Raw genomic sequence first — 23,732 nt, 5'->3', positions numbered from 1 at the left:
AGCGCCTCTGCGCCGCCAATCCCACCCCAGCTATCGCGGCGGCTGACGCGTAAAAGCCTAAAAATGAGCAAAAGTTTTTGAGGGTGTGGGAACTTTTTCCAAAAAGTTCCCACAAACGTTTGGGGTGGTGGCAACGTCTCTGCCACCACCCCAGACGTTTTCGCCGCTTTTTTGAAAAAAAGCGGCACCAAAAAACTTTTGATCCTTAAGCGGCGGTGATGACGCTGCCGCTCTGATGGATCGCGCCGATCCCGGAGAGGATCAGATGCGTGCCGTCATTCAGGACCAGGTTCATCGAACCGCCGGAGACCGTCTCGCTGCTGACCGAGAGGCCCGCACCCAGCACCATCTGGCCGCTGAAATTGCCGATGAGATCGGTGCCGCCGCCGCCGGTGATGGAGAACAGATCATTGCCGAGCCCCGCCCCGGTCAGGGTTTCATTGCCCGCCGCCGAGACCAGCGTGTTATAGCCGCCGCCGCCGCCGATCAGCACGTCGTTATTGCCGCCGGCGCTGAACAGATCGCCCGTGCCGCCGCCGCCATTCAGGCTGTTATTCCCCGCATTGCCACCGGAGACGATGTTGTGGTTGCTCTGGCCGCCGAACAGGGTGACGGCGGTGTTGCTGCCGGCCGCCAGCACGGTGCTGGACGAGCCGCTGCCACCGATGAAGACCAGCGATTCATTGCTGTTATCATTAACCGCGCCGATCTTGCTGCCGGTATCGTCGCTGGCCTTCACGAAGGCGCCGAGGGCGGCGGAGACGGTGGCGGCGCTGCCCGCGACATTGATCAGGCTGACGCTGTCATTGGCGCCGGTCAGCACGATATTGTTGCCGCCATAGGCCTGGTCCGTGGCGGTGATGCTGTCCTGGCTGCCGCTCAGCGTGGCATTGCCGCCGCCGGCGAGGGTGACGGCGGCGCTGCCGCCGGTCTGCAGCAGCTGGTCCTGGCCGCCCAGATTGAACTGCCCGCTCTGCACGGTGAACTGGTTTTGCACGGTTTCGGCGCCGCTGGCGATGCCATAAGCCCAGGGGTTGGCATCCGAGACGGTGGCGTTGCCGGTGAGGTTGACGCTATTGCCGCCGCCCTGCAGGGCAAGATTCATCGCGCTGCCGCTGATCGTGTTGTCGCTGGAGGTGACATAGAGGCTCGCGCCACCCGAGGCTTCGATGGTGTTGCTGCCGGTCCAGACTGACAATGTATTGTTGCCCGTCGCCACCAGCAGGCTACCGCCATTGCCGGTGACGCTGGCATCGGCGGTGACCGCGAAAAGATTGTTGCTGCCGCCGGCATAGAGCGTGTCGTTCATATTGCCATAGAGCATGCCGGAGCTGCCACTGCCGGTGACGCTGACGACATCATAGCGCCCGATGGTGCCGTTGGCGGTCAGGTCGATATTCACGGCCGAGCCGAGAATCACGGTGTTGGCCACCGAGGCCGTGCCCGCCAGCGTGTCCCGGGTGATCTGCTCGCCATCCGTGACCCGGATCGTGTCGCCGCCGGCGGTGAGGTTAACCAGTGTTCCTCCACCGATTGTATAGGCATTGCCGCCAACGCTGTCATTATAGGTGCCGCCGGCGGTCGCGACGACGCTGCCGCTGCCGCTGGTGACATTGACGGTGCTGGCGCCGGAGCCCGGCGTGGTGTCAACGATACTCGACGAGCCGTTATTATAGGTCGTGGAGGCGGCGACGCTGCTGGCGATCGATACGGTGGTGGCGGCAATACTGGTGGAGCCGCTGCTCGCGGTGATCGGCACGGCGGTGCTGACGGTGCTGTTGGCGCCGGAGATGCTGATGCTCTCCGAAGAGGTCTGCGCGGTGACGTTGCTGCTGTTTCCCGAAACGGTGGCGCTGTTGCCGTAGCTCTGCAGCGAGACGCTGACGCTGTCGCCGGTGGCGGTAATGCTGTTGTTGTTGTTCAGCGCCGTCACGCTGTCATTCGCGCCGGTGACGGTGATGGCGGAGCCGGCGGTGGTATCGGACGCGGCGGCAGCGGCGCCGGAGATGAGATTGATCGGGAGGGACGAGCCTACCTGCGCCTGGTCGATCACGGTATCGTTGCTGCCGGCAACGATGATGCTGGTGGCATTGGCGACCCGCACGGTATCGTTGGCGCCGTTGATGGTGAAATTGCCATTATTCGCGATGATAAGGGCATTATCGCCATTGATGACGAAATTGCCGGACACATACATCGCCGAAACGGTATCGTTCGAGCCGTTCACGAGAACGTTGGTCGTTTCGATGCGTTGCTGCGAGACGAAATTATTGTAGCTGCCATTGATGGTGACGCCGCCATTGCCGAAGCCACCATCCATGATGGTGTTGTTGTTGCCAACCAGCAGCAGGCTGTCGCCGTTGGAGCCGCCTGACTGATACAGCCCGGCGGAGAGCGTGTCATGCGCGCCGAACAGGGTCACGGCATTTTGATTGTCGGCGAGATAGATGCCGACACCATTTGCCGAACTGACGACCGAGTTCGAGCTGCCATAAATGGTGGGATTGCCCGAGACCACGTTAAGGCTCTGCCCATTGAAGGTGCTGGTCGAGTTACCGGAGACCGTAACGGTGTTAGACAAGGTAGAATCCCTCACACGCTGCAGAAAGAGGATTGCTTCCATGACGAAAGATTTCGTCGCGATGAGCAGTGGCCCTATCATCTCTTGAAGGTTAGCGTGCTGAGGAAAATCCGTCAGCAGCGATTTCGCGGACATTTCCCGCACACGAATATGTGAGGTAGGCTATTGAAAAATGCCTAAAATTTGGAGACAGCCCGGAGGAGCATGTCCCAAACCCTTTAAATGCGCTGGGGAGTGTCGGGAGGTTTGACGCAAAAAATAGATTCGGCAAAAAATTTATGAACAAATCGATAAGGGACTATTTTTATAGTATTTCCAAAACCATAATATTCTCTACGCGTAATGTATTAAATTTTATCCATTATTTTGCGGCGCCTACGCTTTATCCCAGATTTTTCGGCCGATTCGGGCCCTTGAAGTCAGGCGCGCGGCATGGTGCAGTCCGGCCATGGTGAAGCTGGACAAGATTTATACAAGAGGCGGGGATCAGGGCGAGACCTCGCTCGGCAATGGCGCCCGGGTGGCGAAATCCTCGGCGCGGATCGCCGCACTGGGGAGGTGGACGAGGCCAATGCCGCCATCGGCCTGGCCCGGCTGGAGGGGCGGGGCCGATCGATGCGATCCTGGCGCGCATCCAGAATGATCTGTTCGATCTCGGCGCCGATCTGTGCACGCCGATCCGCGAGGATGAAGCGCCGGGGCGGCGCTGCGCATCGTGCCCGCGCAGGTCGCCTGGCTGGAGGCGCGGATCGACGCCGTCACCGCGGAGCTGGCGCCGCTGACCTCCTTCATTCTGCCCGCCGGCAGCGCCGGCGCGGCGCGGCTGCATTTCGCCCGTACCGTCGCCCGCCGGGCGGAGCGCGCGGTGGTGGCGCTGCTGGAGATCCCGGATGAACCGGTGAACCGGCTGGTGCTGGCTTATCTCAACCGGCTGTCGGACCTGCTGTTCGTGCTGGCGCGCGCCGCCAATGGCATTGGCGGGGCGGATACGCTGTGGGTGCCGGCGGCCAGCCGGCATGGCTGAACCGCCGCCAGCCTCTGGCTGGTCGCTGGGCACGGAATTTGCCGCCAGCCTGCAAGGGGCAGGGGCGTCGTCGCGGAATTTCTATGCGCTGTATGAGGGCGCGGCTTTCGGCGTGCCGGGGCGCGGGGCGCTGGCGGTGATCGCCCGCGCCCATGCGGATAAGCGGGCCAAACCCAGCGGCGGGCGCGATGCGGTGCAGACCGCCGTGGCCAGCTTCGCGGAAGGCTATTTCGGCGCCAAGCGCACCTTTTCCCCGCGCAAGGCGGCCTCCGGCGCGCTGGCCGCGGTCAATCGCTGGCTGGCGGGGCAGTTGCAGGGGGAGAGCGGGCTTACCCCGGTTTCGCTCTCGGCCTTGCTGCTGCAGGATGCAAGGATTTTCGTCGCCCAGCTCGGCGCCTGCCAGATCTACCGGCTGCGCGGCCAGGTGCTGAGCCCGCTGTTGCATCCCCATATCCGCCCGCCCGAGGCCGCGCCCTTCATGCCCACCCGGGCGCTGGGGCTGGAAGCGGAGCTGGCGCTGGATCTGGCGGAGGAGGAGGCGCAGCCGGGCGATGCCTATCTGCTCATCGCCGGGCTGGCGGCGCTGGAGGGCGTCTATGCCGCGCTGGCGCCGCTGGCCCAGCACAAGCCCGAAGCTCTGGCCGAGGCGGCGCTGGCGGCGCTGGCGCATCTGCCGGCTCACGACAAGGCGGTGATGGCGCTGCGGGTTCATGCCGTGCCGGCCGCCGGGCAGGACGAGGCCGCCCGCGCCGCCCTGGCGCAACTGCCCATCCGCCCCGCCCCGCGCCCAGGCGATAACTGGGACGGCTTTGCCATCGGCGAGACTTTGTTTCGTGGCCGCTACACCATGCTGGTGGCGGCGCGCGATACGCTCTCCGGCCAGGATGTGGCGCTGAAACTGCCGCTGCCCTCGATGTTGCAGGACGAGGTTTTCGCCGCCGGCTTCATGCGCGAGGCCTGGATCGGCACCGCCGTGCGCAGCCCGAGCGTGGTGCAATATATCGACATACCGGCCAGCCGGCGCAGCGCGCTCTATCTGGTGATGCCACTCTATCACGGCGAAACGCTGGAAAAGCGCCTGAATCGCGCCCCCTTGATGAGCCTGCCCGAGGGGATGGGCATTGCCTTCCGGCTCTGCGAGGCGGTGCAGGATCTGGCGGCGATCGACGTGGTGCATCGCGATCTCAAGCCCGAGAATGTGATGCTGCTGGAAACCGGGGAGGTGAAGCTGCTGGATCTCGGCCTCGCTTATCTGCCGGGGATCGACGCCGCCAACGCCGCCCGGCCGGGCGGCACCATCCGCTACATGGCGCCGGAGCTGCTGAAAGGCACCCAGGCCAATCCGCGCACGGAACTCTACGCCCTGGCGGTGACCCTTTACCGCATGTTCGCCGGCGGTGCCTTTCCCTATGGCCAGCATGAGAAGCGCCCGCTGCAGCGTTTGCGCCCGGATCTGCCCTCCTGGCTGGGCGAGGCGCTGGCGCAAGGGCTGGCGGTGCGCCCGGAGGACCGGCTGGCCGATGCCGGGGCGCTGGCGCAGCTGCTGCAGCTGGGCCTGGCCGAAGGGCGCGACGAGCCCCCGCGCTTGCGCCGCTTCGCCTTCAGCTCCTTGCATCTCTGGCAGGGGCTGACTTTGTTTTTCGCCCTGCTCAGTGCCGTCCTGCTGGTGCGGACGCTGACATGATCCGGGTGCTGTATATGAGCGATCTGCATCTGGAGATGGAGCATCGCCGGCATCTGCTGGACGTGATGCTGCGCCGCCCGGCTCTGCAGGCCCGCCCGGCGCTGAAGGACGTGCCGGCGCCGGATCTGATCGTACTGGCGGGCGACATTCATAACGGTCTGCTCAGCGTCGCCTATGCCGACAGCCTGGCCAAGCGGTTTGAGGTGCCGGTGGTGCTGGTGGCCGGCAATCACGAATATTACTTCCATAATCTGGAGCCGCTGGGCGCGCAGATGGCCAAGGCCGCGGCGGCCACGCAGGGGCGGGTGCGGCTGCTGGACAATGCGCTGTTTACCTTCGAGAAACAGGACCAGCGCCTGCATGTGCTGGGCAGCACGCTCTGGACGGATTTCAATCTCAATCACGACCCCGCCCTCTCCAGCGCCCATGCCGGCGAGCGGATGAATGATTACCGGCTGATCAATGCCGGCAGCAAACGCCTGCGGCCGAAACAGACGATGGAGCTGCATTTCGCCGCCCGCGCCTGGCTGCATACCCAGCTGGCGCGGCTGCAGAAGGATGATCCGCAGACGGTGCGGATGATCGTCACCCACCACGCGCCCGGGGCGGCGTTCCTTGGCCGGCGGGGCGGGGCGATCGGCCCGGCCTATGGGTCCGATCTGCTGGCGGAATTCGCCCCCTACAGCCCGGGCTTCTGGGTGCATGGCCATACCCATCATCGGCACGAGACCTTCAGCCACGGTTTCTGGGTGGTCTCCGCGCCGCGCGGCTATGCCAAGGAGGAGCCGGAGGCGGTGGCGTCCTATGAGCCGGGAATTTTGGAGATCTGATCCGCGTCATCAGGGTTTGACAGCAAAATAATTCTTGTGCATCACTCTGTTTAACTGGCAGGAAATTTATTTGCCCCGATGAGATACTCCGCTTTCTCTGTCCTCACCCAGGCGCTGCGTGGCCATACCGGCTGGAAACCAGCTTGGCGCAAGGCCGCGCCGGCGCCGTCCTATGATGTCATCGTCATTGGCGGCGGCGGCGGCGGGCTGGCCACGGCCTATTATCTGGCGAAGAACCACCCGGAGGTCGGGCGGATCGCGCTGCTGGAGAAAGGCTGGCTGGGCGGCGGCAATATTGGCCGCAACACCACCATCATCCGCTCCAACTACATGCTGCCGGGCAATGAGCCCTTCTACGAATTCTCGATGAAGCTCTGGGAAGGGCTGGAGCAGGATTTCAACTATAACGCGATGGTCAGCCAGCGCGGCATCTATAATCTCTACCATTCCGACGCGCAGCGCGATGCCTATGCGCGGCGCGGCAATTCCATGCTGCTGCATGGCGCGGATGCGCAGCTTCTGGACCGGGCGCAGCTGCGCCGCGAGCTGCCCTACCTGAATTACGACAATGCGCGGTTTCCGGTGCAAGGGGCGCTGGTGCAGCGCCGGGCCGGCACGGCGCGCCATGATGCGGTGGCCTGGGGCTATGCGCGTGGCGCTGACCAGCGCGGCGTGGACATTATCGAGAATTGCGAAGTTCTCGGCATTTTGCAGGAATATGGCAAGGCTGTCGGAGTCGAGACGACGCGTGGCAGCATCCGGGCGGGCAAGATCGGCATGGCGGTGGCGGGTGCTTCCTCGCTGCTGGCGGCGAAGGCGGGGCTGCGTCTGCCGATCGAGAGCCACGCCTTGCAGGCGTTCGTGAGCGAGGGGCTGAAGCCGTTGATCGATACGGTGATCACCTTCGGCGCCGGGCATTTCTATATTTCCCAGTCAGACAAAGGTGGTTTGGTGTTTGGCGGGGATGTTGACGGCTATAATTCCTACGCCCAGCGCGGCAATCTGCCGGTGATCGAGGATGTGTGCGAGGGCGGCATGGCGCTGATGCCGATGATCGGCCGCGCGCGGCTTTTGCGCAGCTGGGGCGGGCTGATGGATATGAGCATGGATGGCTCACCGATCATCGATAAAACCCCGGTGGAGAATCTCTTCATCAATGCCGGCTGGTGTTATGGCGGCTTCAAGGCGACACCGGCCTCGGGCTTCTGCTTCGCGCATCTGATCGCGCGCGGGGCGCCGCATGAGGTCGCTGGCGCCTACCGGCTGGCGCGCTTCGCCGAGGGCAAATTGATCGACGAAAAGGGAGTCGGCGCGCAGCCGAATCTGCATTAATGCGCATCACCTGCCCGCATTGCGGCAATCGTGGCCTGGAGGAATTCACCTACACCCAGGACGCCGAACGCACCCGACCGACCGATGGCGGCGCCACGCCGACGCCGGAATGGGCGGACTACATCTATCTGCGCGATAATCTCAAAGGCCCGCGCAAGGAATATTGGTATCACAGCGCCGGGTGCCATGCCTGGCTAATCGTGGAACGCGATGTCTCAACCCATGAAATCCTCTCGATGCGCCTGCCATGACCGGCTTTAGATTGGCGCAAGGCGGGCTGGTGGATCGCGCCAGCCCCGTGAAGTTCCGCTTCGATGGCAAAGCCTATACCGGGTTTGCCGGTGATACGCTGGCCTCGGCGCTGCTGGCGTCGGGCGTGAAGCTCGTTGGCCGGTCCTTCAAATATCACCGCCCGCGCGGCGTGTTCGCTTCGGGCTCCGAGGAGCCGAACGCGCTGGTGGAGCTGCGCGCCGGCGCCTGGCGCGAGCCCAACACCCGCGCCACCATGGCGGAGATTTTCGAAGGGCTGGAAGCCGCCAGCCAGAATCGCGGCCCCTCGCTGAAATATGATCCGCTGGCGGTGAACAATCTGCTCTCGCCCTTCCTCTCGGCCGGGTTCTACTACAAGACCTTCATGTGGCCGGCGAGTTTTTGGGAGAAACTCTACGAGCCGATGATCCGCCGCGCGGCGGGGCTGGGCCGCAATGCCGGCCTGCCGGACCCGGATATTTACGAAAAGACCACGGAATTTTGCGATGTGCTGGTGATCGGTGCCGGGGCGGAGGGAATTGCCGCCGCCACGCAGGCCGCCGCCACCGGCCAGCGCGTGATCCTATGCGATGAAAACGCCCCGCTAGTACCGATTGATCTGCCGTCCGGCGTGGAATTCCTCGCCCGCACCACGGTGTTTGGGGTTTATGATGGCGGCACCTATGCCGCCTTGCAGCGCCTCACCGACCATCTGCCATCCTCCAACGCCCCGCGCCAGCGCCTGGTGCGCATCGTCGCCGGGCGCAGCGTGCTGGCCACCGGCGCGCTGGAGCGGCCGATCGCCTTTGGCCATAATGATCTGCCCGGCGTGATGCTGAGCCGCGCGGTGGGGGATTACGTCACCCGCTATGGCGTCGCCCCGGGCCGCAACATCCTGCTCTATCTCAATAATGATGACGCGGCCGGGCTGATCCCGGTGCTGCATCAGGCCGGGGTGAACATCGCCGGCGTGGTGGATGCGCGCCCTGCCAGCTCCGATGTCGTGCATGAAGCCGCCCGTGCCGCCAATGCGCCGGTCTATGCCGGGGCGGCGATCATCCGCGCCACCGGCTGGCAGGGTGTGTCCGGTGCCAAAATCCGTCTCGCCAAAGGTGGGGATCTGGCGCTGCCTTGCGACATCATCGCCGTCTCCGGCGGCTTCAACCCCAATCTGGCGCTGACCTCGCATTTCGACGGCAAGCCGGTGTGGGATGGGGCGATCGCCGCTTTCGTGCCGGGCAGCCTGCCGCCTTGCATGAGCGTCGTCGGCAAGGCGGCGGGGCAGGGGCTGAATGCCAATATCCAGCCGGTGTTTCACTCTGGCTTCTTCCCGGGCAAATCCTTCCTGGATCTGCAGAACGACGTGACGGTGAAGGATGTGAAGCTGGCCGAGCAGGAAGGCTTCGCCGCCGTCGAGCATCTCAAGCGCTACACCACTTTGGGCATGGCGACCGACCAGGGCAAGACCAGCAATGTGAATGCCATCGGCGTGTTGGCGCAGACGCTGGGCAAGGGCATTGGCGAGACCGGCACCACGCGCTTTCGCCCGCCTTACGTGCCGGTTGCCATCGGCGCGCTGGCCGGGGCGCATACTGGCAAGGAGTTCAAGCCGACCCGCCTTACCCCACCCATGAATGGGCGGCCGGGCTGGGGGCGGCCTTTGTGGAAACCGGCCTTTGGCTGCGCGCGCAATATTTCCCCAAACCCGGCGAGGATTGGCTGGAAGCCGCGCAGCGCGAGGTGAACGCGGTGCGCAACGCTGTTGGCATCTGCGATGTCACCACACTCGGCAAAATCGACATTCAAGGCCCGGACGCCGCGATTTTCCTGGAGCGCGTCTATACCAATAGCTGGGCCACTCTGCCCATCGGCAAGGTACGCTACGGGCTGATGCTGCGCGAAGATGGGTTCGTGATGGATGACGGCACCACCGCGCGCCTCGGCGAGACGCATTTCGTGATGACCACCACCACCGCCAACGCGGCGCGGGTGATGCAGCATCTGGAATTCTGCGCCCAGGTGATCTGGAAGGAGCTGGATGTCTCGCTGATCTCGGTCACCGACCAATGGGGACAGATCGCCGTGGCGGGTCCGAAATCCGCCGCGACACTGGCGAAGATCGTCGATGCGCCCTTCGATCTTTCGGACGAGGCCTTTCCCTACATGGCCTGCATGGAGCTCACGGTGTGCGGGGGCGTGCCGGCGCGGCTGTTCCGCATCTCCTTCTCCGGCGAGCGCGCATATGAGCTTGCGGTGCCCTCCCGCCAGGCCGATGCGCTGGCCAGGGCGCTGATGCAGGCGGGCGAGGAATTCGGCATCGCCCCTACGGCACCGAGGCGCTGGGCATCATGCGCATCGAAAAAGGCCACCCGGCCGGGCCGGAGCTGAACGGCCAGACCAGCGCGCATGATCTGGGCATGGGCAAGCTGCTTTCGAAGAAGAAAGAGTTCATCGGCCGCGCCATGGCCGCGCGCCCGGCTTTAACCGCCCCAACCCGCCAGACCCTGGTGGGCTTACGCCCGGTCAACCCGCAGGACATCATCCGCGCCGGCAGCCATCTGCTGCCCGTGGGCGCGCCGGCCGTGGCGGCCAGCGATCAGGGCCATGTCACCTCCGCCGCGCGCAGCCCGACACTCGGCTCCATCGCTTTGGCGCTGCTGGAAAACGGCCCGGCGCGGCATGGCGAGACCATCCGCGTCTATGATCCGCTGCGCGGCGGGGATTTCACCGCCATCGTCACCCATCCCGTGCATCTCGACCCGGAAGGCCACCGTTTGCATGCTTGACGCGCTCGATCCGGCCTTGCCGGCGCACCCTTTCATCGCCTTGGCCCCGCAACGGCGGGTGCGCAGCCTGGCCGCCTTCAAATCCGGCCCGGCGGCGCTGGAAGCGGCCTTGGGGGTGAGCCTTCCGGCCACGCCCAAGCGCCTTTCGCACCAGGGCGCGGACATAATCTGGAACGGCCCCGGCCAATGGCTGGTGCTGGGCGAGCTGGACCTCCCTCCGGCCTTGCCGCCATTACCGCGCAATCGGACGGGCTCTGCCTGCTCAGCCTCTCCGGCCCGCACCAGATCGAGATTTTGAAAAAACTCCTGCCGATCGATATTGCCCGCTTTGCCCCGGATGATGTCGCCATTACCCTGGCTGCCCATATCGGCGTGCGAGTCTGGCGGGAGGGGGAGCATTTCATCCTGGCCTGTTTGCGTTCCTACGCCGGGGCGCTACATCACGCCCTCATGCAAGCGGCAGAGCATTCAGGGCGAGGTTGAGGGCAGCGCGGCGCGCGCCTCCCTCGCCCTTCCCCTCATTCAGGAATCCAACATGTCCAAATCGCAGTTCGTGCTGACCCTCTCTTGCGTCAATCGCCCGGGAATCGTCGCCGCCGTCTCCACCTATCTGTTCGAAAAGGGCGCGGATATCCGCGAGGCCCAGCAATTCGACGATGTCGAGACTGGCAAATTCTTCGCCCGCATCGCTTTCACCTTGGTGGACGGGGCGGATATTTTGCCCTTGCGCGAGGGCTTCGGCGCGGTTGCCGAAAGCTTCAAGATGGCCTGGCGCTTCTCCGACCATTCCACCCGCGCAAGGTGCTGCTGATGGTCTCGAAATTCGACCATTGCCTGGAGGATCTGCTCTATCGCTGGCGCATCGGCGAGATGGAGATGCAGCCGGTCGGCATCATCTCCAACCATCCGCGCGAGGCCTATAACGGGCTGGATTTCGGCGGCATCCCCTTCCACCATCTGCCGATCACCAAGGAGACCAAGATGGAACAGGAAGGGCAGATCTGGTCCATCGTGAAGGAGAGCGGGGCGGAGCTGGTGGTGCTGGCGCGCTATATGCAAATCCTCTCGGACGCGCTGGCGCAGAAGCTCTCCGGGCGCTGCATCAATATCCACCATTCCTTCCTGCCCGGCTTCAAGGGGGCGAAGCCCTACCATCAGGCGCATAAGCGCGGGGTGAAACTGATTGGCGCCACCGCGCATTACGTTACCGCGGATTTGGATGAAGGCCCGATCATCGAGCAGGATGTGGAGCGCATCTCCCATGCCGACACGCCGGATGATCTGGTGCGCAAGGGGCGCGATATTGAGCGCCGGGTGCTGGCCCGCGCCGTGCGCTACCATCTGCAGGACCGGGTGATCCTGAATGGCAGCAAGACGGTGGTGTTTGGGAGCTGAGCGCCCTGGCTTGGCGGTGGCTGCGCGTTTCCGATAGAAGGGCGCGCAGCACCGCCCCAACCCGAGAGGACAAGTAAATTGGCTGAGATCATCGACGGTAAGGCCTTCGCGGCCAATTTGCGCGCCCAGATCGCGGCGGAGGTCGCCACGCTGCCTTATCAGCCCGGCCTCGCCGTGGTGCTGGTGGGAGAGGACCCGGCCTCGAAAGTCTATGTCGCCAACAAGGCGAAGCAGACGGTGGAGGTCGGCATGGCCTCCTTCGAGCATAAGCTGCCGGCCGACACCGCCCAGGCCGAGCTGCTGGCGCTGGTGCGAAAATTGAACGACGACCCGAAGGTACACGGCATCCTGGTGCAGCTGCCGCTGCCCAAGCATCTGAACGCGGATGAGGTGATCGCCGCGATCTCCCCGGAGAAGGATGTGGACGGGCTGACGGTGGTGAATGCCGGGAGGCTGGCCGCCGGGCTGCCGGGGCTGGTGCCCTGCACGCCGCTGGGCTGCATCCTGCTGCTGGAAGACAGGATCGAGGACATGACCGGGCTGCACGCGGTGGTGATCGGCCGCTCCAATTTGGTCGGCAAGCCGATCGCGCAGCTGCTGCTGCAGAAGAACTGCACCGTGACCATGGCGCATTCCAAGACCAAGGACCTGCCGGGGCTGTGCCGCAGCGCGGATATTCTGGTGGCGGCGGTGGGCCGGCCGGAGATGGTGAAGGGCGACTGGATCAAGCCGGGTGCCGTGGTGATCGATGTCGGCATCAACCGCGTGTCGGCGGCCGCCGAGGGCAAGACCAAGCTGGTCGGCGATGTCGAGTTCGGCTGGGCGGACAAGGTGGCGGGGATGATCACCCCGGTGCCGGGCGGGGTCGGGCCGATGACCATCGCCTGCCTGCTGCGCAACACGCTGACGGCGGCGAAGCGGCTGGAAGCTTGATGCGTCTGGCCTTTTTCGCCCCGCCCCCTAAGACAAACAGGTGCAGGAGGGGGAGAAGATGCGAAGCCAGGCCAAGCCCAGCGCCCGAAAGGCCCAGATCATCAAGGCTCCCTTGCCGGAGGCGCTGGCGCAGGCCGGTCTGCCCGCCGACATCGCCGAGCCTTACAGCACCGGCAGCAACGCCGCCGCCGTCTCGGATCTGACGCTGGAACAGGCGATCGGCGTGCAGGTGCGCCAGCTGCGCCGGCGTGTCGGCATCACCGTCTCCGAACTCGCCGCCGCCGCCAATCTTTCCGGCGGCATGCTCTCCAAAATCGAAAACGGGCAGATCTCGCCTTCACTCGCCTCGCTGCAATCGCTGGCGCTGGCGCTGAATGTGCCGATCACCACCTTCTTTTCCACCTTCGAGGAAAAGCGGGACTGCTCCTTCGTGAAAGCCGGCACCGGCGTGGTGATCGAGCGGCGCGGCTCCAAGGCCGGGCATCAATACGCGCTGCTCGGCCACGCGCTGGGCGGCAATGTGGTGGTGGAGCCCTATCTGATCACGCTGAGCGGTGACGCCGCCCCTTATCCCGCCTTCCAGCATGAGGGCACGGAATTCATCTATATGCTCACCGGCGAGGTGCTGTATCGCCATGGCGATCAATCCTACCATCTCACCCCCGGCGACGCGCTGCTGTTCGACAGCGCCGCCCCGCACGGGCCGGAAAAACTGCTGGTGAAGCCGATGACCTATCTCTCCATCATCACCTACGCGCGCGAGCCGGCCTGAACATGGCGCGGCTGTTCGCGCAATGGCGCGCCGGGGCTGGTGCGGCCTGGGGGGCGTATGTGCGCCATCCTTTCGTGCAGGCTTTGGCCGAGGGCAGGCTGAAACCCGAGGCCTTCCGGAATTTCCTGATCCAGGATTATCTGTTCCTGATCCAATATGGCCGCGCCTACGCGCTGCTGGCGGCGAAGCTGGAGGCGCTGGAGGATATCAAGGCGGCCCTCGCCACTGCCCAGGCGCTGATCGAAACCGAAATGCCGTTGCATGTGAAATATTGCGAAGGCTGGGGGATTACGGAGGCGCAGATGCGCGCCGCCGAACCGTCCTTGGAGATGCTGGCCTATACGCGCTACGTGCTGGAGGTGGGCTATAGCGGTGACGCGCTGGCGTTGCTGGCGGCCCTGGCGCCCTGCATCGCCGGCTATGCCGAGGTTGGCGCCGAGGCGGCGGCGCGGGCCAAGGCGGATAATCCTTACCGCCCCTGGATCGAGACCTATACCGGCGCGGACTATCTCGAAGCGGTGGCGTCATCCTTGGCGATGATCGACCGGGTGGGGGCTGCCTGCGGGGCGCAGGGCCGGGCGGCGCAGTTGCAGGGGATTTTCACCCAGGCGACGAAGCTGGAAGCGGCGTTCTGGAACACCGGCTGGGTATTGCAGCTTTAAAAACCAAACGTTTTTTGGTGCCGCTTTTTTTCAAAAAAAGCGGCAAAACCGTTTGGGGTGGTGGCAACCGCGTTGCCACCACCCCTCCAAAAACGTTCACCCCGCGCCGATCAGCACGCCGGTCGCGAACACCAGCACGCCGCCCAGCGCGACTTGCAGTGTCGCGCGGATCGGCGAGGTCTCCATGAAGCGCCAGCGGATCCAGGAGATCGTGGCCAGCTCCACCGCCACCACGATGATCGCCACGATCAGCGCCAGATGCAGGTTCGGGATCAAGAAGGGCAGCGTATGGCCCAGACCGCCCAGCGTCGTCATCAGGCCGGTGACGATGCCGCGCACATAGGGCGTGCCGCGCCCGGTCAGCGAGCCGTCATCCGAGAGCGCCTCGGCGAAGCCCATCGAGATGCCCGCCCCGAGCGAGGCCGCCGCGCCGACCAGAAAGGCCGAGAACGGATTATGCGTCGAGAACGCCGCGGCGAAAATCGGCGCCAGTGTCGAGACCGAGCCATCCATCAGCCCGACCAGCCCGGGCTGCACATATTGCAGCATGAATTGCTGCTTGGCTTCCTCATCCTCGCTCTTGCGGGTATCGGCGGTGAGGTTCTGGGCGGAAAGCTCGTCGGCGCGGTGCTCGTGCTCGGCTTCCGCATCGGCCAGATCGCCCAGCAGCTTGCGGATCGACACATCGCTCGTGCGCGCCGCGGCGTTGCGGTAGAAGCGCTGCGCCTCGTGCTCCATGCCCTCGGCCAGCTTGCGCACATCATTGATGTTCGGCTTCGGAAACTGCCAGATCGAAGGGCGGCTCAAAAACCCGCGCACATCCTGGCGGCGGATCAGCGGGATATGTTCGCCGAATTTTTCCTGGAACAGATCCAGCAGCATGCGCCGATGCTCGCTCTCCTCCGCCGCCATCTCCTTGAAGATGTTGGCCGTGCTGGGAAAATCCTCCCGCATGCGCTCAGCGATGTCGAGATAGATGCGCCCATCCTCTTCTTCATTGCTGATCGCGAGCGCGAGGATCTCGCGCTCCGAGAGCTGGGAAAATTCACGCATTGAAACACTCCGTTTAGCAACCGCTCATCTGACGCGCACGGCGCCGCGCGTCAAGAAATTTATCACATTTGAGAATGAATGGCTGTTGCATAGATCGTTGAAAAGACAGTTTTTTTACAGTCCGGAGCGGCGTTGCGGCAGGGTGGAAAGCCTGTAAAATGAAGGGGCAAGGAACAGCTTTGAGGCGGTGGGCAGGGTGCGGGATCAGAACGGGCTTTGCCCATGCGAAAGTGGATTGCGCGCTTTGCGCTGCTGCCAGTCGGACTCTGCAGAATGGCCGGGCGAGGCGGCGCTGGCGCTGCTCACCCCCAAGGCCGAGGAAGCGACCAAGCTCTTCAACGAAAAGAAATATGAAGAGGCGGAGGCGCTGGCGCTGGCGGTGCTGGATGCGGCCCCAATCAGCGCATCGCGCTGCGCGTGCTGTTTGAAATCCGCAATGCGCAGAAGCGCGGCAAGGCGGCGGATGCGCTGGGGGCCAGGCTGGCCGGCCTGCCCGGCAATGCCGGCCAGCGGGCCCAGGCCAATGGCCATTATGCGCAATATCTGATCGGCCAGGCGCGGTATGAGGCGGCGATTCCGTTCGCGGCCGAAGTGTTGAAAGCCACGCCGCGCGCCGCCCAGGCGCATCACGTGATGGGGGTGGTGTTCACCGAAACCGGCGCGCTGGAGGCCGGGGAGCGGCATTATCGCAAGGCGGCCGCTTTGTCCCCGGTCGAGGATGGCATGGTGCTGGGCAATCTGGCCTGGAACCTGAAACAGCAGGGCCGGCTCACCGAGTCACTGGCGCTGTATGAACAGGCCCTGGCGCTGCGCCCGGATAATATGCGCGGCACCGGCGGCAAGGCGCAGGTGCTATTCGCCTTGGGCGCGCGGGGCGAGGCCGAGGCGGTGCTGGATGGCGCCCTGGCGCGCTGGCCCGAGGATAAGATGCTGCGCCTGTTGCGGGTGATGGCGGATCTGGCGCAGGACCGCCCGCAAGCGGTGCTGGACCGGCTGAACCCGGCCGAGCCGATGGTGCCGCCCGAGATCCTCGCCCGGGGGCGCGCTTACATGCAGCTCGGCCAGCCGCAGGAGGCGATCAACGCCATCGCCGCCGCCCGCAACATCCAGCGCGAGCGCGGCGGGCTCAGCTTCCAGCCCGAGGCGCTGCAAGCGCAGATCGCGCGCGACAAGGCCTATTTCACCGGCGACCGGCTGCGGCCTTTGCCCAAGGCCGGGCCGGGGGCGTTCATGCCGGTGTTTCTGCTCGGCTTCCCGCGCGCGGGAAGTTCGCTGCTGGAACAGCTGCTCGCCCAGCTTCCGCAATTCGCGGCGGGGGACGAGCTTGCACCCATCTCCCGGCTGATCGACGCGATTTCCGGCATGCTCGGCAACCAGCCTTATCCGGAGGCCCTGGACAATATGCTGGTGGGCGACGCGGCGCAGGTGCCTGACCGGCTGCGGGCGCTGTATGAGGCGCCGCGCAGCGCCCTGGCCCGCCCCGGCGTGCGCTTCATCACCGACCGCGCCCCGGGCAATGTCTGGCATCTCGGGCTGATCAAGCTGCTCTATCCCGAGGCGCCGATCATCCATGTGCTGCGCCATCCTTACGACCTCGTGCTCGCCAACGCTGCCCAGGACCGCAGGCTGGAGACCAACGCCCATGCCGGGCTGCCCGCCCTGGCGCGCTATTTCGACATGCAGGCGCAGATGCTCAAACATTATCGCGGCGAGCTGACGCTGCGCTATCTGCCGGTGCGCTACGAAGAACTGGTGCGCGACCCGGATGGCGAGGTGCGCAAGATCCTCGATTTCATCGGCGCCGAGAGCGATCTGCCCGGCGGCTTCGGGCTGAATAACGGCGCTGTCCCCGAACCCTGGCCGGCGCATTTCGCGCTGCGCCGCCCGGTGCATCCCAACGCCGCCGGCCGCTACCAGGCCTATCAGCAGGCGCTGCCGAAACTCTTCAGCGAGGTGGCGGCGATCCTTGATCTCTGGGTGCGAGAGCTTGGCTATGAGGAGCCGACGCCATGAGTGCTGCGCAGGAAAACGGCAAAGTGGTGATGAAGCTGGCGGATGCGCTGGACAAGCTCGCCAAGCTGGAACAGGCCAACAAGCTGCCCGAGGCCGATGATCTCGCCAGGCGCATGCTGGCGGCGATGCCGGAGCATCCGCATATTCTGCAGCTCGCCGGCATCGTCGCCTATCGCAGCGGGCGGGTGCAGGAGGCGATCGAGCGCATGGAGAAATCCCAGGCGCTGGCGCCGGATGTCGCCCTCTATCCGCGCAATATCTGCGAGATTTATCGCGGCGCCGGGCGGCTGGACGATGCGCTGGCCGCCGCCAAACGCGCCATCGAGCTATCGCCCGAGGATTCGCGCAGCTATTTCAACTGCGCGCTGATCCATTATGAACGGCTTGAGCTGGATGAGGCCGTCGCGGTCTCTGACAAGGCGATCGCGCTCGACCCTGAATTCGCCGAGGCGCATTTTGAGAAGGCCGAGGCGCTGCTGCTCGGCGGCAAGCTGAAGGAAGGCTGGGAGAGCTATGAATGGCGCTTCAAGCTGAAACAGGCCGAAGGCATGCTGCCCAAGACCGAGAAGCCGCAATGGGATGGCCAGCCGCTCGCCCCGGCAAGCTGCTGATCATCGGCGATCAGGGCTTTGGCGATTGCATCCAGTTTGGCCGCTACATCCCCTGGGCGGCGATGCTGGCGCCGCAGCCGATTATCGCCTGCTCGGGCGAGCTGCTGCCGCTGCTCAGCCAGCTGCCGCATATCGGCAAGGTGGTGACGCGCTGGGACGATGCCGGGGATTACGACGCCTATATCCCGCTCTCCGGCCTGCCACGCCTGGCCGGCACCACCACCGAGAATATTCCGCCCTCGGGCTATCTGGCGGCCAAGCCGGCGCTGGTGGAAGAGTGGCGCGCGCGGCTGGACCGGCTGGCGCCGAAGGGCAAGAAGCGCATCGCTTTGGTCTGGGCCGGGCGGCCGACCCATAAGAACGACAAGAAGCGCAGCCTGAAGCTTTCGCAATTCGCGCCGCTGTTCGCGCGCGATGATGTGGTGATCCTCACCGTGCAGAAGGGCGACCAGATCGCCCAGGCCGGCGGCTATTTCGGCCGCGCGCCGCTGGTCAATCTCGGCCCGGAGATCGAGGATTTTCTCGATACGATGGCGATCCTGCAGCATGTCGACCGGCTGGTGACGATCGATACCTCGGTCGCGCATATCGCCGGGGCCAGCAACGTGCCGACCTCGATCGTGTTGCCCTACGCGCCGGATTGGCGTTGGCTGCTGCACCGCGAGGACACGCCCTGGTATCCGAACATGCGGCTCTACCGGCAGCGCGTGCCCTTCCAGTGGGACGATGTGATCGCCCGCGTCGCGGCGGATCTGTAAGGCGGCGCTGATGTTCGGACCACGCCGCGCGGCGCCGCTTTTCACCGCCGCGCGCCGGCCGCTGCTGCTGCTCCATGCCGGGCTGCATAAAACCGGCACCACCGCCTTGCAGGAGGCGCTGGCGGTGCAGCAACAGGCGCTGCTGGGCCAGGGCGTGCTGTTCGTGCGCGCCGGCCGGCCGGTGAGTGCGGCCGGGCAGCATAATCTCGCTTGGCAGCTGATGCGCGACAGGCGCTATCACAGCGCCTGGGGCACCATCGACGAGGCGGCGCGCGAGATTGCCGCGCATGGCGGCCACGCCATCATCTCGGCGGAGGATTTTGAAACCTTCCTGGACCGGCCTGAGATATTCGCGCCGCTCACGCGCCATCCCGCCTTGGCCGGGCATGAGATCGCGCTGCTGGTCTATCTGCGCGAACCCTGCGCCTATCTGCGCTCGCTCTATCTCGAACTTACCCAGGCCGGCATCGCCGAGGAGGCAAGGCTGGTGATCGCACAGATCCTCGCCGCCGGGCATTTCGATCTGCGGGAATGGCGGTTTCAGTTCGACTATGCCCGCCTCGCCGCCAGGCTGCGACGCGGCTTTCCCGGCCGGGTGGTGCTGCGCGACTATCAGGCGCTGGTCGGCGGCTCCAGCCTTGCGGATTTCCGGCATGTCACCGGGCTGAGGCTGGATGAATTCGATGATAAGCGGCTGAACATCGCGCGGGCGCCGGGCGATGCGCTGCGGGATTTCTACGCGGCGCGGCTGGCCTTGCCGCTCACCCCGCGCAGCTGGCGCAGATCGCGGCGCTCGCCGCCGCTCTGGGCGAACAGGCGCCCGGGCTTTCTGCGGCCAGCCTCGCCAAGCTGGCGGCGCGCTTCGGCCCGGCCCGGCGGTCCTTGCGCCGCTTCGGCGTCGGGCGCGATTGGGCGGTGCCGAAGGCAGAGACGCGGCCGGGGATGACGCTGGAGGATATGTTCTCCTTCGAGACCCAATGCCGTCTGATGGGCGCCGAGGCCTGAACGCAGGGGGGAGCCTCCTGCCAAGAAGCTCAGTCGGCAGCCGTGGCGGAGAGCGGTGTTGAGAGCGCCTCCAGCGATTGCCCCTCGGCGGGAACCGCCAGGAATGCCGCCAGCACGCCCGCCCCGGCCATCAGCGCCCCGGCGAAGAGATAGCCCCCGCAAATGGCCAGCGGCGAGCCGTCGCCGATGAGCCGGCCAAAGACCAGAGGTGCCAGCACGCCCCCAGCGCGGTGCCGAAGGCGTAGAACAAAGCGATCGCCAGGGCCCGGATTTCCAGCGGAAACAGCTCGCTCGCGGTGAGATAGGCGGCGCTGGCGGCGGAGGAGGCAATGAAGAAGATCGCCGCCCAGGCCAGGGTCTGCGTCGTCGCGTCGAACCATCCGTGCAGAAACCCGTAGCCGGTGGCGGCGAGCAGCACGCCGGAGAGGATATAGGTGGCGGCCAGCATGATCCGCCGCCCCAGCGTATCAAAGAGCCAGCCCAGCCATAGCGGCCCGAGAAAATTCCCTGCCGCCAGCGGCAACAGATACAAGCCGGCGCGCCCCTGTGGGACGTGATAGAAGCGCGTGAGCATCAGCGCGTAGGTGAAGAACAGCGCATTATATAAAAACGCCTGCGCCGCCATCAGCGCCAGCACCAGAATGGTGCGGGCGCGGTAGGTGCGCAGCAGCACCGGCAGGATCACGCCCAGCCCGAAGCTCTTGCGCGGCTGCAGCGTCAGTTTCGGCAGATCGTCTGGCACGTCACTGTCCGTCCGTGCCTCGATCTCGCGCATCAGCGCCTCGGCCTCCTGCGCGCGCCCATGGGTGATCAGCCAGCGCGGGCTCTCAGGGATGATCCGCCGCAGTGCCAGCACCCCAGCCCGATCACCGCGCCAATGCCAAATCCCAACCGCCAGCCGAGATCTTCCGGCAGCCAATGCGGATTGAGCAGGACCAGGCTCATCCCCGCGCCGATCACCGCCCCCAGCCAATAGGTGCCGTTGAGGCCGAGGGCGACGCGCCCGCGCAGCCGGGCCGGGATCAGCTCATCCACCGCCGAATTCACCGCGGCATATTCCCCGCCGATGCCCAGCCCCGTCAGCAGCCGGAAGGCCCCAGCGCGGCGCCGTTCCAGGCAAAAGCGCTCAGCGCCACCCCGGCCAGATAGCAACCCAGCGTGAGGAAGAAAATCCGCCGCCGGCCGAACCGGTCTGTCGCCGCCCCGAACAGCAAGGCCCCGGCCACGGCCCCGGCGAGATAGCAGGAGCCGATCGCCCCCACCGCCTGCGGGCTGAGATTCAGCGTGTGCGGGCTGGTCAGCACCGCGCCCAGCGCGCCGATGATGGTAACCTCCAGCCCGTCCAGCATCCAGCTCGCCCCGAGCCCTGCCAGCACCAGCGCGTGAAAGCGGCTCCAGCGCAGCCGGTCGAGTCGCGCCGGGATATCGGTGGTGATCCGGCGAATGGCTCAGAACCCGGCGAAGCTGGCGGGATTCTGCGCCGTATCCTCGGTCTCGATCTCCGCCGGCTGGGTGATCCGCTTGCGCTGCGGCTTGGCGTTCAAATCTTCCCCGCCCGTCGGCGGGCTGGTCTGCGGGCGCGGGGCTGGTGTACTCTTGGCGGGTTCCTGGCGGGGATTATGATTTTTCATGCCCCCTTCTAGCAAACCGCGCCGGGGCAATCCTGACCTCTGAATGAGGAGCCCGTCACGATCTCCCGCCGCGGGCGCCGGGGCGGAGCCCGATAATCACCGCCGCCCCGGCTCAGCTGTGATTGATGCTCTTCATGTAATTCGCCCAGTTCTGCTCGATCTGCTGCGCCTCCTGCGGGTCGGACAGCGGCGCGTCGGGCTCGGAGCTGTCGACTACCACCAGCTTGTCCCCGGCCAGCGGCGATTGCACATGGTCCGGTCCGAACAGCCAGGCAATTTCCGGATCGCTTGCTGCCTTCGGCGCCAGGTCCGCGTCGAGCAGCCCGTGATGGTCGATGAAGACATTGAACTTGGTGGGAATATGGATGCAGGCCTCGGACTCCGGCGTGCCCAGCTTGGGCTCCAGATAGACCGGATCGGTCGCGTGCATTTCCAGCCGCACCACCGCCACCTGGCCGGGATGGCGCCAATCGGCGGTGGTGGACCAGCCGAAATCATAAACCCGCAAGCCCTTGGCGCCGATGCCGCGAATGCCGTTCTGGTTCACCGTGCCCTGGGCGCGGTAGCCGGGGATGCTGCCATCATTGATCATCACCCCACCGGGGTCTTGAAATGCTCGGCCTGGCCTGGGCGGCCGGTGCTCACTTTTACCGCCCCCAGTACTTCCCATGCGGCGCCGGGCTGGGCGAACACCACCAGCAGGCGCTGCACCTTCACCGCGCGGTCCACCACCATCACCAGCTGCGGATGATCGATCGGCACATTGCGGGTCTGCAGCGCCTTGCGGGCGAGGGCGATGGCGCGGTCGCGTTCCGCCTGCGGCACCGCCACATCCTGGGTGCCGAGGGCCAGCTTCATCTCGTCGGCGAGGTGGAGGGCCTGCGCCGCCGGGTCGGCGGGCGAGACAGCGGGCTGAGCATTCTGCCCGCCTGCTGGGGCGCCGGGGCGATGGTGGTCACGGGTTGCGCCCGCGCCGGGCCAGCCGCCGCGAGGGCGAGCGCGATCAAAGCGGCAGCCAAGGGGGACGAAAAACACTAAAAGTCTCGGGCATGACGAATCCGCAGTCTAAGCCCTCAAATTGTCTCGTCCGGGCCGCGCAAGTCAAATTTTATCGTTGAAATACCGGTGGTTTGCGGAAAGTCATGGCGATGGGGTGACAGCCTTGGGGGCAGGGACAGCAAATCGTCCTGGACTTTTTTCAGCTTCTCCGGGGTCAGCCGGCCGCCGGAGAGCGGGGCCAGATCCGACAGGCTCATGCTGTTGAACATCTGATAATGGGGGCTGGCCATCATCCCCGGCAGATCGCGCTCCAGCACCGCCTTGCCGCGCGGATCCGCCGCGATCTGGTCGATCGGCGTTTGCAGCGAAAAAGGCTCCGCGACAGGGGGGATAAGACCGGCGCCGGCGGCGTTGGCGCTGTCCCGCACCCCGAAAGAGCGGCGAGCAGTCCCAGACAGAGAGGAGATTTCCAGAGTCGCGGGGCTTCGAGCATGGCCCATCTTAGAGCCTCGGTGGGGATTGTATAGAACAAGCCGCGTTGGCCGGCGGCGGGGCGCGCATCCCGGCTTGTGGCGGAGGGACGCTGTCGGGGCACCGATAAATGGAGGTCCGGGCGGGAATCGAACCCACATTCGCGGATTTGCAGTCCGCTGCATCACCACTCTGCCACCGGACCGGCTTGGTGTGGGCCTATATCCTCGGGCGGGGGCGTCGGTCAAGCCGGGTTTCACGGCTTTGCCAAAAATCTGCGCAGGCGGCCGGGTGGAACCGCCGCAGTTGAGTTTGCCACCGCCCCGCCGCTATAAGGTTCGCACTTGCGAAGCGGAAAGGTACCATGGCTCATACCGATGAATTTGCGACGGCGCGCGGCAATATGGTGGATTCGCAGGTCCGCCCCAACCATGTGCATGATCTGCGGGTGATCGGCACCATGCGCGTGCTGCCGCGCGAAGCCTTCGCCCCGGTGGCCGCCCAGGCCTATTCAGATGCCGATCTGAAGCTGGGCGAGGGGCGGTATATGCTCAAGCCGATGGTCACGGCGCGGCTGGCGCAGATGGCCCTGGCGCCGTCCGCTTCCACCCAGCAGAAGCTGCATATTCTGGTGATCGGCGCCGGCCGCGGCTATCTCGCGGCGCTGCTGAGCCTCGCCGGGGCCGATGTGGTGGCGCTGGAAGAAGAGCCGCGCCTGAATAATGGCGCCCTGGCCGCGCACGCGCCGCTGGTGCAGGCGGTGAGCGGCCCACTGGCCGCCGGCTGGCCGGCCGCCGGCCCTTACGATGTCATCGTCATCGAAGGCGCGGTCACCGAGATCCCCGCCATTCTGGCCGCGCAGCTCACTCCGCAGGGGCGGGTGGTGACGATTCTGGCGGATGACGCCGCCCCGGCGCGATCGGGCGCGCGGTGATCGCCGAAG

28 protein-coding genes, 1 tRNA gene and 2 pseudogenes are annotated in these 23,732 nt (G+C 65.5%); 20 read left to right on the top strand and 11 right to left on the bottom strand.

Annotated elements, in window-relative coordinates; translation table 11 throughout:
• Window positions 1-205: 205 nt before the first annotated feature.
• On the bottom strand, window positions 206-2,581 hold the full coding sequence (locus tag GT370_RS07920) for a beta strand repeat-containing protein (RefSeq protein ID WP_144052613.1): 2,376 nt from the start codon (window positions 2,579-2,581) through the stop codon (window positions 206-208).
• Window positions 2,582-3,029: 448 nt separating this feature from the next.
• Here GT370_RS07920 and GT370_RS07915 point away from each other — a divergent pair.
• From GT370_RS07915 to tenA, 14 genes and pseudogenes are all read left to right on the top strand, one after another.
• A pseudogene (locus GT370_RS07915) lies at window positions 3,030-3,605 on the top strand (cob(I)yrinic acid a,c-diamide adenosyltransferase).
• Complete coding sequence (locus GT370_RS07910) at window positions 3,598-5,289, top strand: bifunctional protein-serine/threonine kinase/phosphatase (protein ID WP_008492331.1); 1,692 nt, start codon at window positions 3,598-3,600, stop codon at window positions 5,287-5,289. The pseudogene GT370_RS07915 and the gene GT370_RS07910 overlap by 8 nt, the downstream one beginning before the upstream one ends.
• Complete coding sequence (locus tag GT370_RS07905; protein WP_008492332.1) at window positions 5,286-6,119, top strand: metallophosphoesterase; 834 nt, start codon at window positions 5,286-5,288, stop codon at window positions 6,117-6,119. Before GT370_RS07910 ends, GT370_RS07905 begins: the two co-directional genes overlap by 4 nt.
• A 78-nt stretch (window positions 6,120-6,197) precedes the next feature.
• A complete protein-coding gene (locus GT370_RS07900; protein ID WP_008492333.1) occupies window positions 6,198-7,451 on the top strand; it encodes a sarcosine oxidase subunit beta family protein in 1,254 nt (417 codons plus the stop codon).
• The gene (locus tag GT370_RS07895) at window positions 7,451-7,702 is read left to right on the top strand and encodes a sarcosine oxidase subunit delta (RefSeq protein ID WP_008492334.1); all 252 of its coding nucleotides are present in this window, start codon (window positions 7,451-7,453) and stop codon (window positions 7,700-7,702) included. Before GT370_RS07900 ends, GT370_RS07895 begins: the two co-directional genes overlap by 1 nt.
• A complete protein-coding gene (locus tag GT370_RS20805) occupies window positions 7,699-9,444 on the top strand; it encodes a 2Fe-2S iron-sulfur cluster-binding protein (protein WP_333490035.1) in 1,746 nt (581 codons plus the stop codon). Before GT370_RS07895 ends, GT370_RS20805 begins: the two co-directional genes overlap by 4 nt.
• The gene (locus tag GT370_RS20800) at window positions 9,363-10,088 is read left to right on the top strand and encodes an aminomethyltransferase family protein (RefSeq protein WP_333490034.1); all 726 of its coding nucleotides are present in this window, start codon (window positions 9,363-9,365) and stop codon (window positions 10,086-10,088) included. Before GT370_RS20805 ends, GT370_RS20800 begins: the two co-directional genes overlap by 82 nt.
• Window positions 10,049-10,486 carry a glycine cleavage T C-terminal barrel domain-containing protein gene (locus tag GT370_RS20795; protein WP_333490033.1) on the top strand — a complete coding sequence of 146 codons (438 nt, stop codon included), beginning with the start codon at window positions 10,049-10,051 and terminating at the stop codon, window positions 10,484-10,486. The genes GT370_RS20800 and GT370_RS20795 overlap by 40 nt, the downstream gene beginning before the upstream one ends.
• Window positions 10,479-10,784, top strand: coding sequence for a hypothetical protein (locus GT370_RS07885; RefSeq protein WP_270184181.1), 306 nt, complete (start codon window positions 10,479-10,481; stop codon window positions 10,782-10,784). The genes GT370_RS20795 and GT370_RS07885 overlap by 8 nt, the downstream gene beginning before the upstream one ends.
• A complete protein-coding gene (locus GT370_RS07880) occupies window positions 10,781-10,969 on the top strand; it encodes a hypothetical protein (protein WP_270184180.1) in 189 nt (62 codons plus the stop codon). The genes GT370_RS07885 and GT370_RS07880 overlap by 4 nt, the downstream gene beginning before the upstream one ends.
• A gap of 52 nt (window positions 10,970-11,021) precedes the next feature.
• Window positions 11,022-11,881: pseudogene (gene purU, locus GT370_RS07875) on the top strand (formyltetrahydrofolate deformylase).
• 33 nt (window positions 11,882-11,914) lie between these two features.
• The gene (gene folD / locus GT370_RS07870; RefSeq protein WP_442865536.1) at window positions 11,915-12,814 is read left to right on the top strand and encodes a bifunctional methylenetetrahydrofolate dehydrogenase/methenyltetrahydrofolate cyclohydrolase FolD; all 900 of its coding nucleotides are present in this window, start codon (window positions 11,915-11,917) and stop codon (window positions 12,812-12,814) included.
• A gap of 58 nt (window positions 12,815-12,872) precedes the next feature.
• Entirely contained in the window at window positions 12,873-13,586 is a 714-nt protein-coding gene (locus GT370_RS07865; protein ID WP_008492341.1) for a helix-turn-helix domain-containing protein, read from the top strand.
• A 2-nt stretch (window positions 13,587-13,588) separates the two neighbouring features.
• Window positions 13,589-14,248, top strand: coding sequence for a thiaminase II (gene tenA / locus GT370_RS07860; protein ID WP_008492342.1), 660 nt, complete (start codon window positions 13,589-13,591; stop codon window positions 14,246-14,248).
• Window positions 14,249-14,344: 96 nt separating this feature from the next.
• Here tenA and mbfA read toward each other — a convergent pair whose 3' ends face one another.
• Window positions 14,345-15,301, bottom strand: coding sequence for an iron exporter MbfA (gene mbfA / locus GT370_RS07855; protein WP_008492343.1), 957 nt, complete (start codon window positions 15,299-15,301; stop codon window positions 14,345-14,347).
• Between the two features lie 196 nt (window positions 15,302-15,497).
• On the opposite strand from mbfA, the gene GT370_RS07850 reads away from it, so the two are divergent.
• The 5 genes from GT370_RS07850 to GT370_RS07830 are packed head-to-tail and all read left to right on the top strand — an operon-like array spanning window position 15,498 to window position 19,629.
• Window positions 15,498-15,848 carry a hypothetical protein gene (locus GT370_RS07850; protein WP_270184179.1) on the top strand — a complete coding sequence of 117 codons (351 nt, stop codon included), beginning with the start codon at window positions 15,498-15,500 and terminating at the stop codon, window positions 15,846-15,848.
• A gap of 44 nt (window positions 15,849-15,892) precedes the next feature.
• Window positions 15,893-17,314: a tetratricopeptide repeat-containing sulfotransferase family protein gene (locus tag GT370_RS07845; protein ID WP_270184367.1), complete on the top strand. Its 1,422-nt coding sequence runs from the start codon at window positions 15,893-15,895 to the stop codon at window positions 17,312-17,314.
• Window positions 17,311-17,925, top strand: a complete 615-nt coding sequence (locus GT370_RS07840; protein ID WP_270184178.1) for a tetratricopeptide repeat protein — start codon at window positions 17,311-17,313, stop codon at window positions 17,923-17,925. The genes GT370_RS07845 and GT370_RS07840 overlap by 4 nt, the downstream gene beginning before the upstream one ends.
• Window positions 17,889-18,683, top strand: a complete 795-nt coding sequence (locus GT370_RS07835) for a glycosyltransferase family 9 protein (RefSeq protein ID WP_270184177.1) — start codon at window positions 17,889-17,891, stop codon at window positions 18,681-18,683. The genes GT370_RS07840 and GT370_RS07835 overlap by 37 nt, the downstream gene beginning before the upstream one ends.
• A gap of 10 nt (window positions 18,684-18,693) precedes the next feature.
• The gene (locus tag GT370_RS07830) at window positions 18,694-19,629 is read left to right on the top strand and encodes a hypothetical protein (protein WP_270184176.1); all 936 of its coding nucleotides are present in this window, start codon (window positions 18,694-18,696) and stop codon (window positions 19,627-19,629) included.
• Window positions 19,630-19,818: 189 nt separating this feature from the next.
• On the opposite strand, the gene GT370_RS20790 is transcribed toward GT370_RS07830, so the two are convergent.
• From GT370_RS20790 to GT370_RS07795, 9 genes are all read right to left on the bottom strand, one after another.
• Window positions 19,819-20,544, bottom strand: a complete 726-nt coding sequence (locus GT370_RS20790) for an MFS transporter (RefSeq protein ID WP_333490032.1) — start codon at window positions 20,542-20,544, stop codon at window positions 19,819-19,821.
• Complete coding sequence (locus GT370_RS20785; protein WP_333490031.1) at window positions 20,499-20,735, bottom strand: hypothetical protein; 237 nt, start codon at window positions 20,733-20,735, stop codon at window positions 20,499-20,501. Before GT370_RS20785 ends, GT370_RS20790 begins: the two co-directional genes overlap by 46 nt.
• 32 nt (window positions 20,736-20,767) lie before the next feature.
• Entirely contained in the window at window positions 20,768-21,064 is a 297-nt protein-coding gene (locus tag GT370_RS20780; RefSeq protein WP_333490030.1) for an MFS transporter, read from the bottom strand.
• Between the two features lie 72 nt (window positions 21,065-21,136).
• Window positions 21,137-21,319 carry a hypothetical protein gene (locus tag GT370_RS07820; protein WP_008492350.1) on the bottom strand — a complete coding sequence of 61 codons (183 nt, stop codon included), beginning with the start codon at window positions 21,317-21,319 and terminating at the stop codon, window positions 21,137-21,139.
• Window positions 21,320-21,431: 112 nt separating this feature from the next.
• Window positions 21,432-21,914: a hypothetical protein gene (locus GT370_RS07815; protein ID WP_270184175.1), complete on the bottom strand. Its 483-nt coding sequence runs from the start codon at window positions 21,912-21,914 to the stop codon at window positions 21,432-21,434.
• The gene (locus tag GT370_RS07810) at window positions 21,911-22,177 is read right to left on the bottom strand and encodes a hypothetical protein (RefSeq protein WP_270184174.1); all 267 of its coding nucleotides are present in this window, start codon (window positions 22,175-22,177) and stop codon (window positions 21,911-21,913) included. Before GT370_RS07810 ends, GT370_RS07815 begins: the two co-directional genes overlap by 4 nt.
• Complete coding sequence (locus tag GT370_RS07805; RefSeq protein ID WP_270184173.1) at window positions 22,174-22,326, bottom strand: hypothetical protein; 153 nt, start codon at window positions 22,324-22,326, stop codon at window positions 22,174-22,176. Before GT370_RS07805 ends, GT370_RS07810 begins: the two co-directional genes overlap by 4 nt.
• A gap of 66 nt (window positions 22,327-22,392) precedes the next feature.
• A complete protein-coding gene (locus tag GT370_RS07800; protein ID WP_270184172.1) occupies window positions 22,393-22,818 on the bottom strand; it encodes a hypothetical protein in 426 nt (141 codons plus the stop codon).
• Window positions 22,819-22,920: 102 nt separating this feature from the next.
• Window positions 22,921-22,994: transfer RNA gene (locus GT370_RS07795), tRNA-Cys, on the bottom strand.
• Between the two features lie 159 nt (window positions 22,995-23,153).
• Between GT370_RS07795 and GT370_RS07790 the strand changes: the two genes are divergently transcribed.
• Window positions 23,154-23,723, top strand: a complete 570-nt coding sequence (locus GT370_RS07790; protein ID WP_270184171.1) for a protein-L-isoaspartate O-methyltransferase family protein — start codon at window positions 23,154-23,156, stop codon at window positions 23,721-23,723.
• Window positions 23,724-23,732 lie beyond the last annotated feature (9 nt).

Origin of the sequence: Acidocella sp. MX-AZ03 (genome assembly GCF_027626035.1) — a bacterium.
Taxonomy (GTDB): Bacteria; Pseudomonadota; Alphaproteobacteria; order Acetobacterales; family Acetobacteraceae; genus Acidocella; species Acidocella facilis.
Note: the sequence above shows the minus strand (reverse complement) of the source record. Positions and strands in the feature narration are given on the sequence as shown.

Bases quoted from the DNA above. Each gene is read 5' to 3' on its own strand.
- GT370_RS07830 (WP_270184176.1), top strand. From the start codon at position 18,694: ATGTTCGGACCACGCCGCGCGGCGCCGCTTTTCACCGCCGCGCGCCGG.
- GT370_RS07820 (WP_008492350.1), bottom strand. From the start codon at position 21,319: ATGAAAAATCATAATCCCCGCCAGGAACCCGCCAAGAGTACACCAGCC.
- GT370_RS07865 (WP_008492341.1), top strand. From the start codon at position 12,873: ATGCGAAGCCAGGCCAAGCCCAGCGCCCGAAAGGCCCAGATCATCAAG.
- GT370_RS07835 (WP_270184177.1), top strand. From the start codon at position 17,889: ATGGGATGGCCAGCCGCTCGCCCCGGCAAGCTGCTGATCATCGGCGAT.
- mbfA (WP_008492343.1), bottom strand. From the start codon at position 15,301: ATGCGTGAATTTTCCCAGCTCTCGGAGCGCGAGATCCTCGCGCTCGCG.
- GT370_RS07840 (WP_270184178.1), top strand. From the start codon at position 17,311: ATGAGTGCTGCGCAGGAAAACGGCAAAGTGGTGATGAAGCTGGCGGAT.
- GT370_RS20805 (WP_333490035.1), top strand. From the start codon at position 7,699: ATGACCGGCTTTAGATTGGCGCAAGGCGGGCTGGTGGATCGCGCCAGC.
- GT370_RS07900 (WP_008492333.1), top strand. From the start codon at position 6,198: ATGAGATACTCCGCTTTCTCTGTCCTCACCCAGGCGCTGCGTGGCCAT.
- GT370_RS07790 (WP_270184171.1), top strand. From the start codon at position 23,154: ATGGCTCATACCGATGAATTTGCGACGGCGCGCGGCAATATGGTGGAT.
- GT370_RS07885 (WP_270184181.1), top strand. From the start codon at position 10,479: ATGCTTGACGCGCTCGATCCGGCCTTGCCGGCGCACCCTTTCATCGCC.
- GT370_RS07905 (WP_008492332.1), top strand. From the start codon at position 5,286: ATGATCCGGGTGCTGTATATGAGCGATCTGCATCTGGAGATGGAGCAT.
- GT370_RS07895 (WP_008492334.1), top strand. From the start codon at position 7,451: ATGCGCATCACCTGCCCGCATTGCGGCAATCGTGGCCTGGAGGAATTC.
- GT370_RS07910 (WP_008492331.1), top strand. From the start codon at position 3,598: ATGGCTGAACCGCCGCCAGCCTCTGGCTGGTCGCTGGGCACGGAATTT.
- GT370_RS20795 (WP_333490033.1), top strand. From the start codon at position 10,049: ATGCGCATCGAAAAAGGCCACCCGGCCGGGCCGGAGCTGAACGGCCAG.
- tenA (WP_008492342.1), top strand. From the start codon at position 13,589: ATGGCGCGGCTGTTCGCGCAATGGCGCGCCGGGGCTGGTGCGGCCTGG.
- GT370_RS07810 (WP_270184174.1), bottom strand. From the start codon at position 22,177: ATGAAGCTGGCCCTCGGCACCCAGGATGTGGCGGTGCCGCAGGCGGAA.
- GT370_RS07800 (WP_270184172.1), bottom strand. From the start codon at position 22,818: ATGGGCCATGCTCGAAGCCCCGCGACTCTGGAAATCTCCTCTCTGTCT.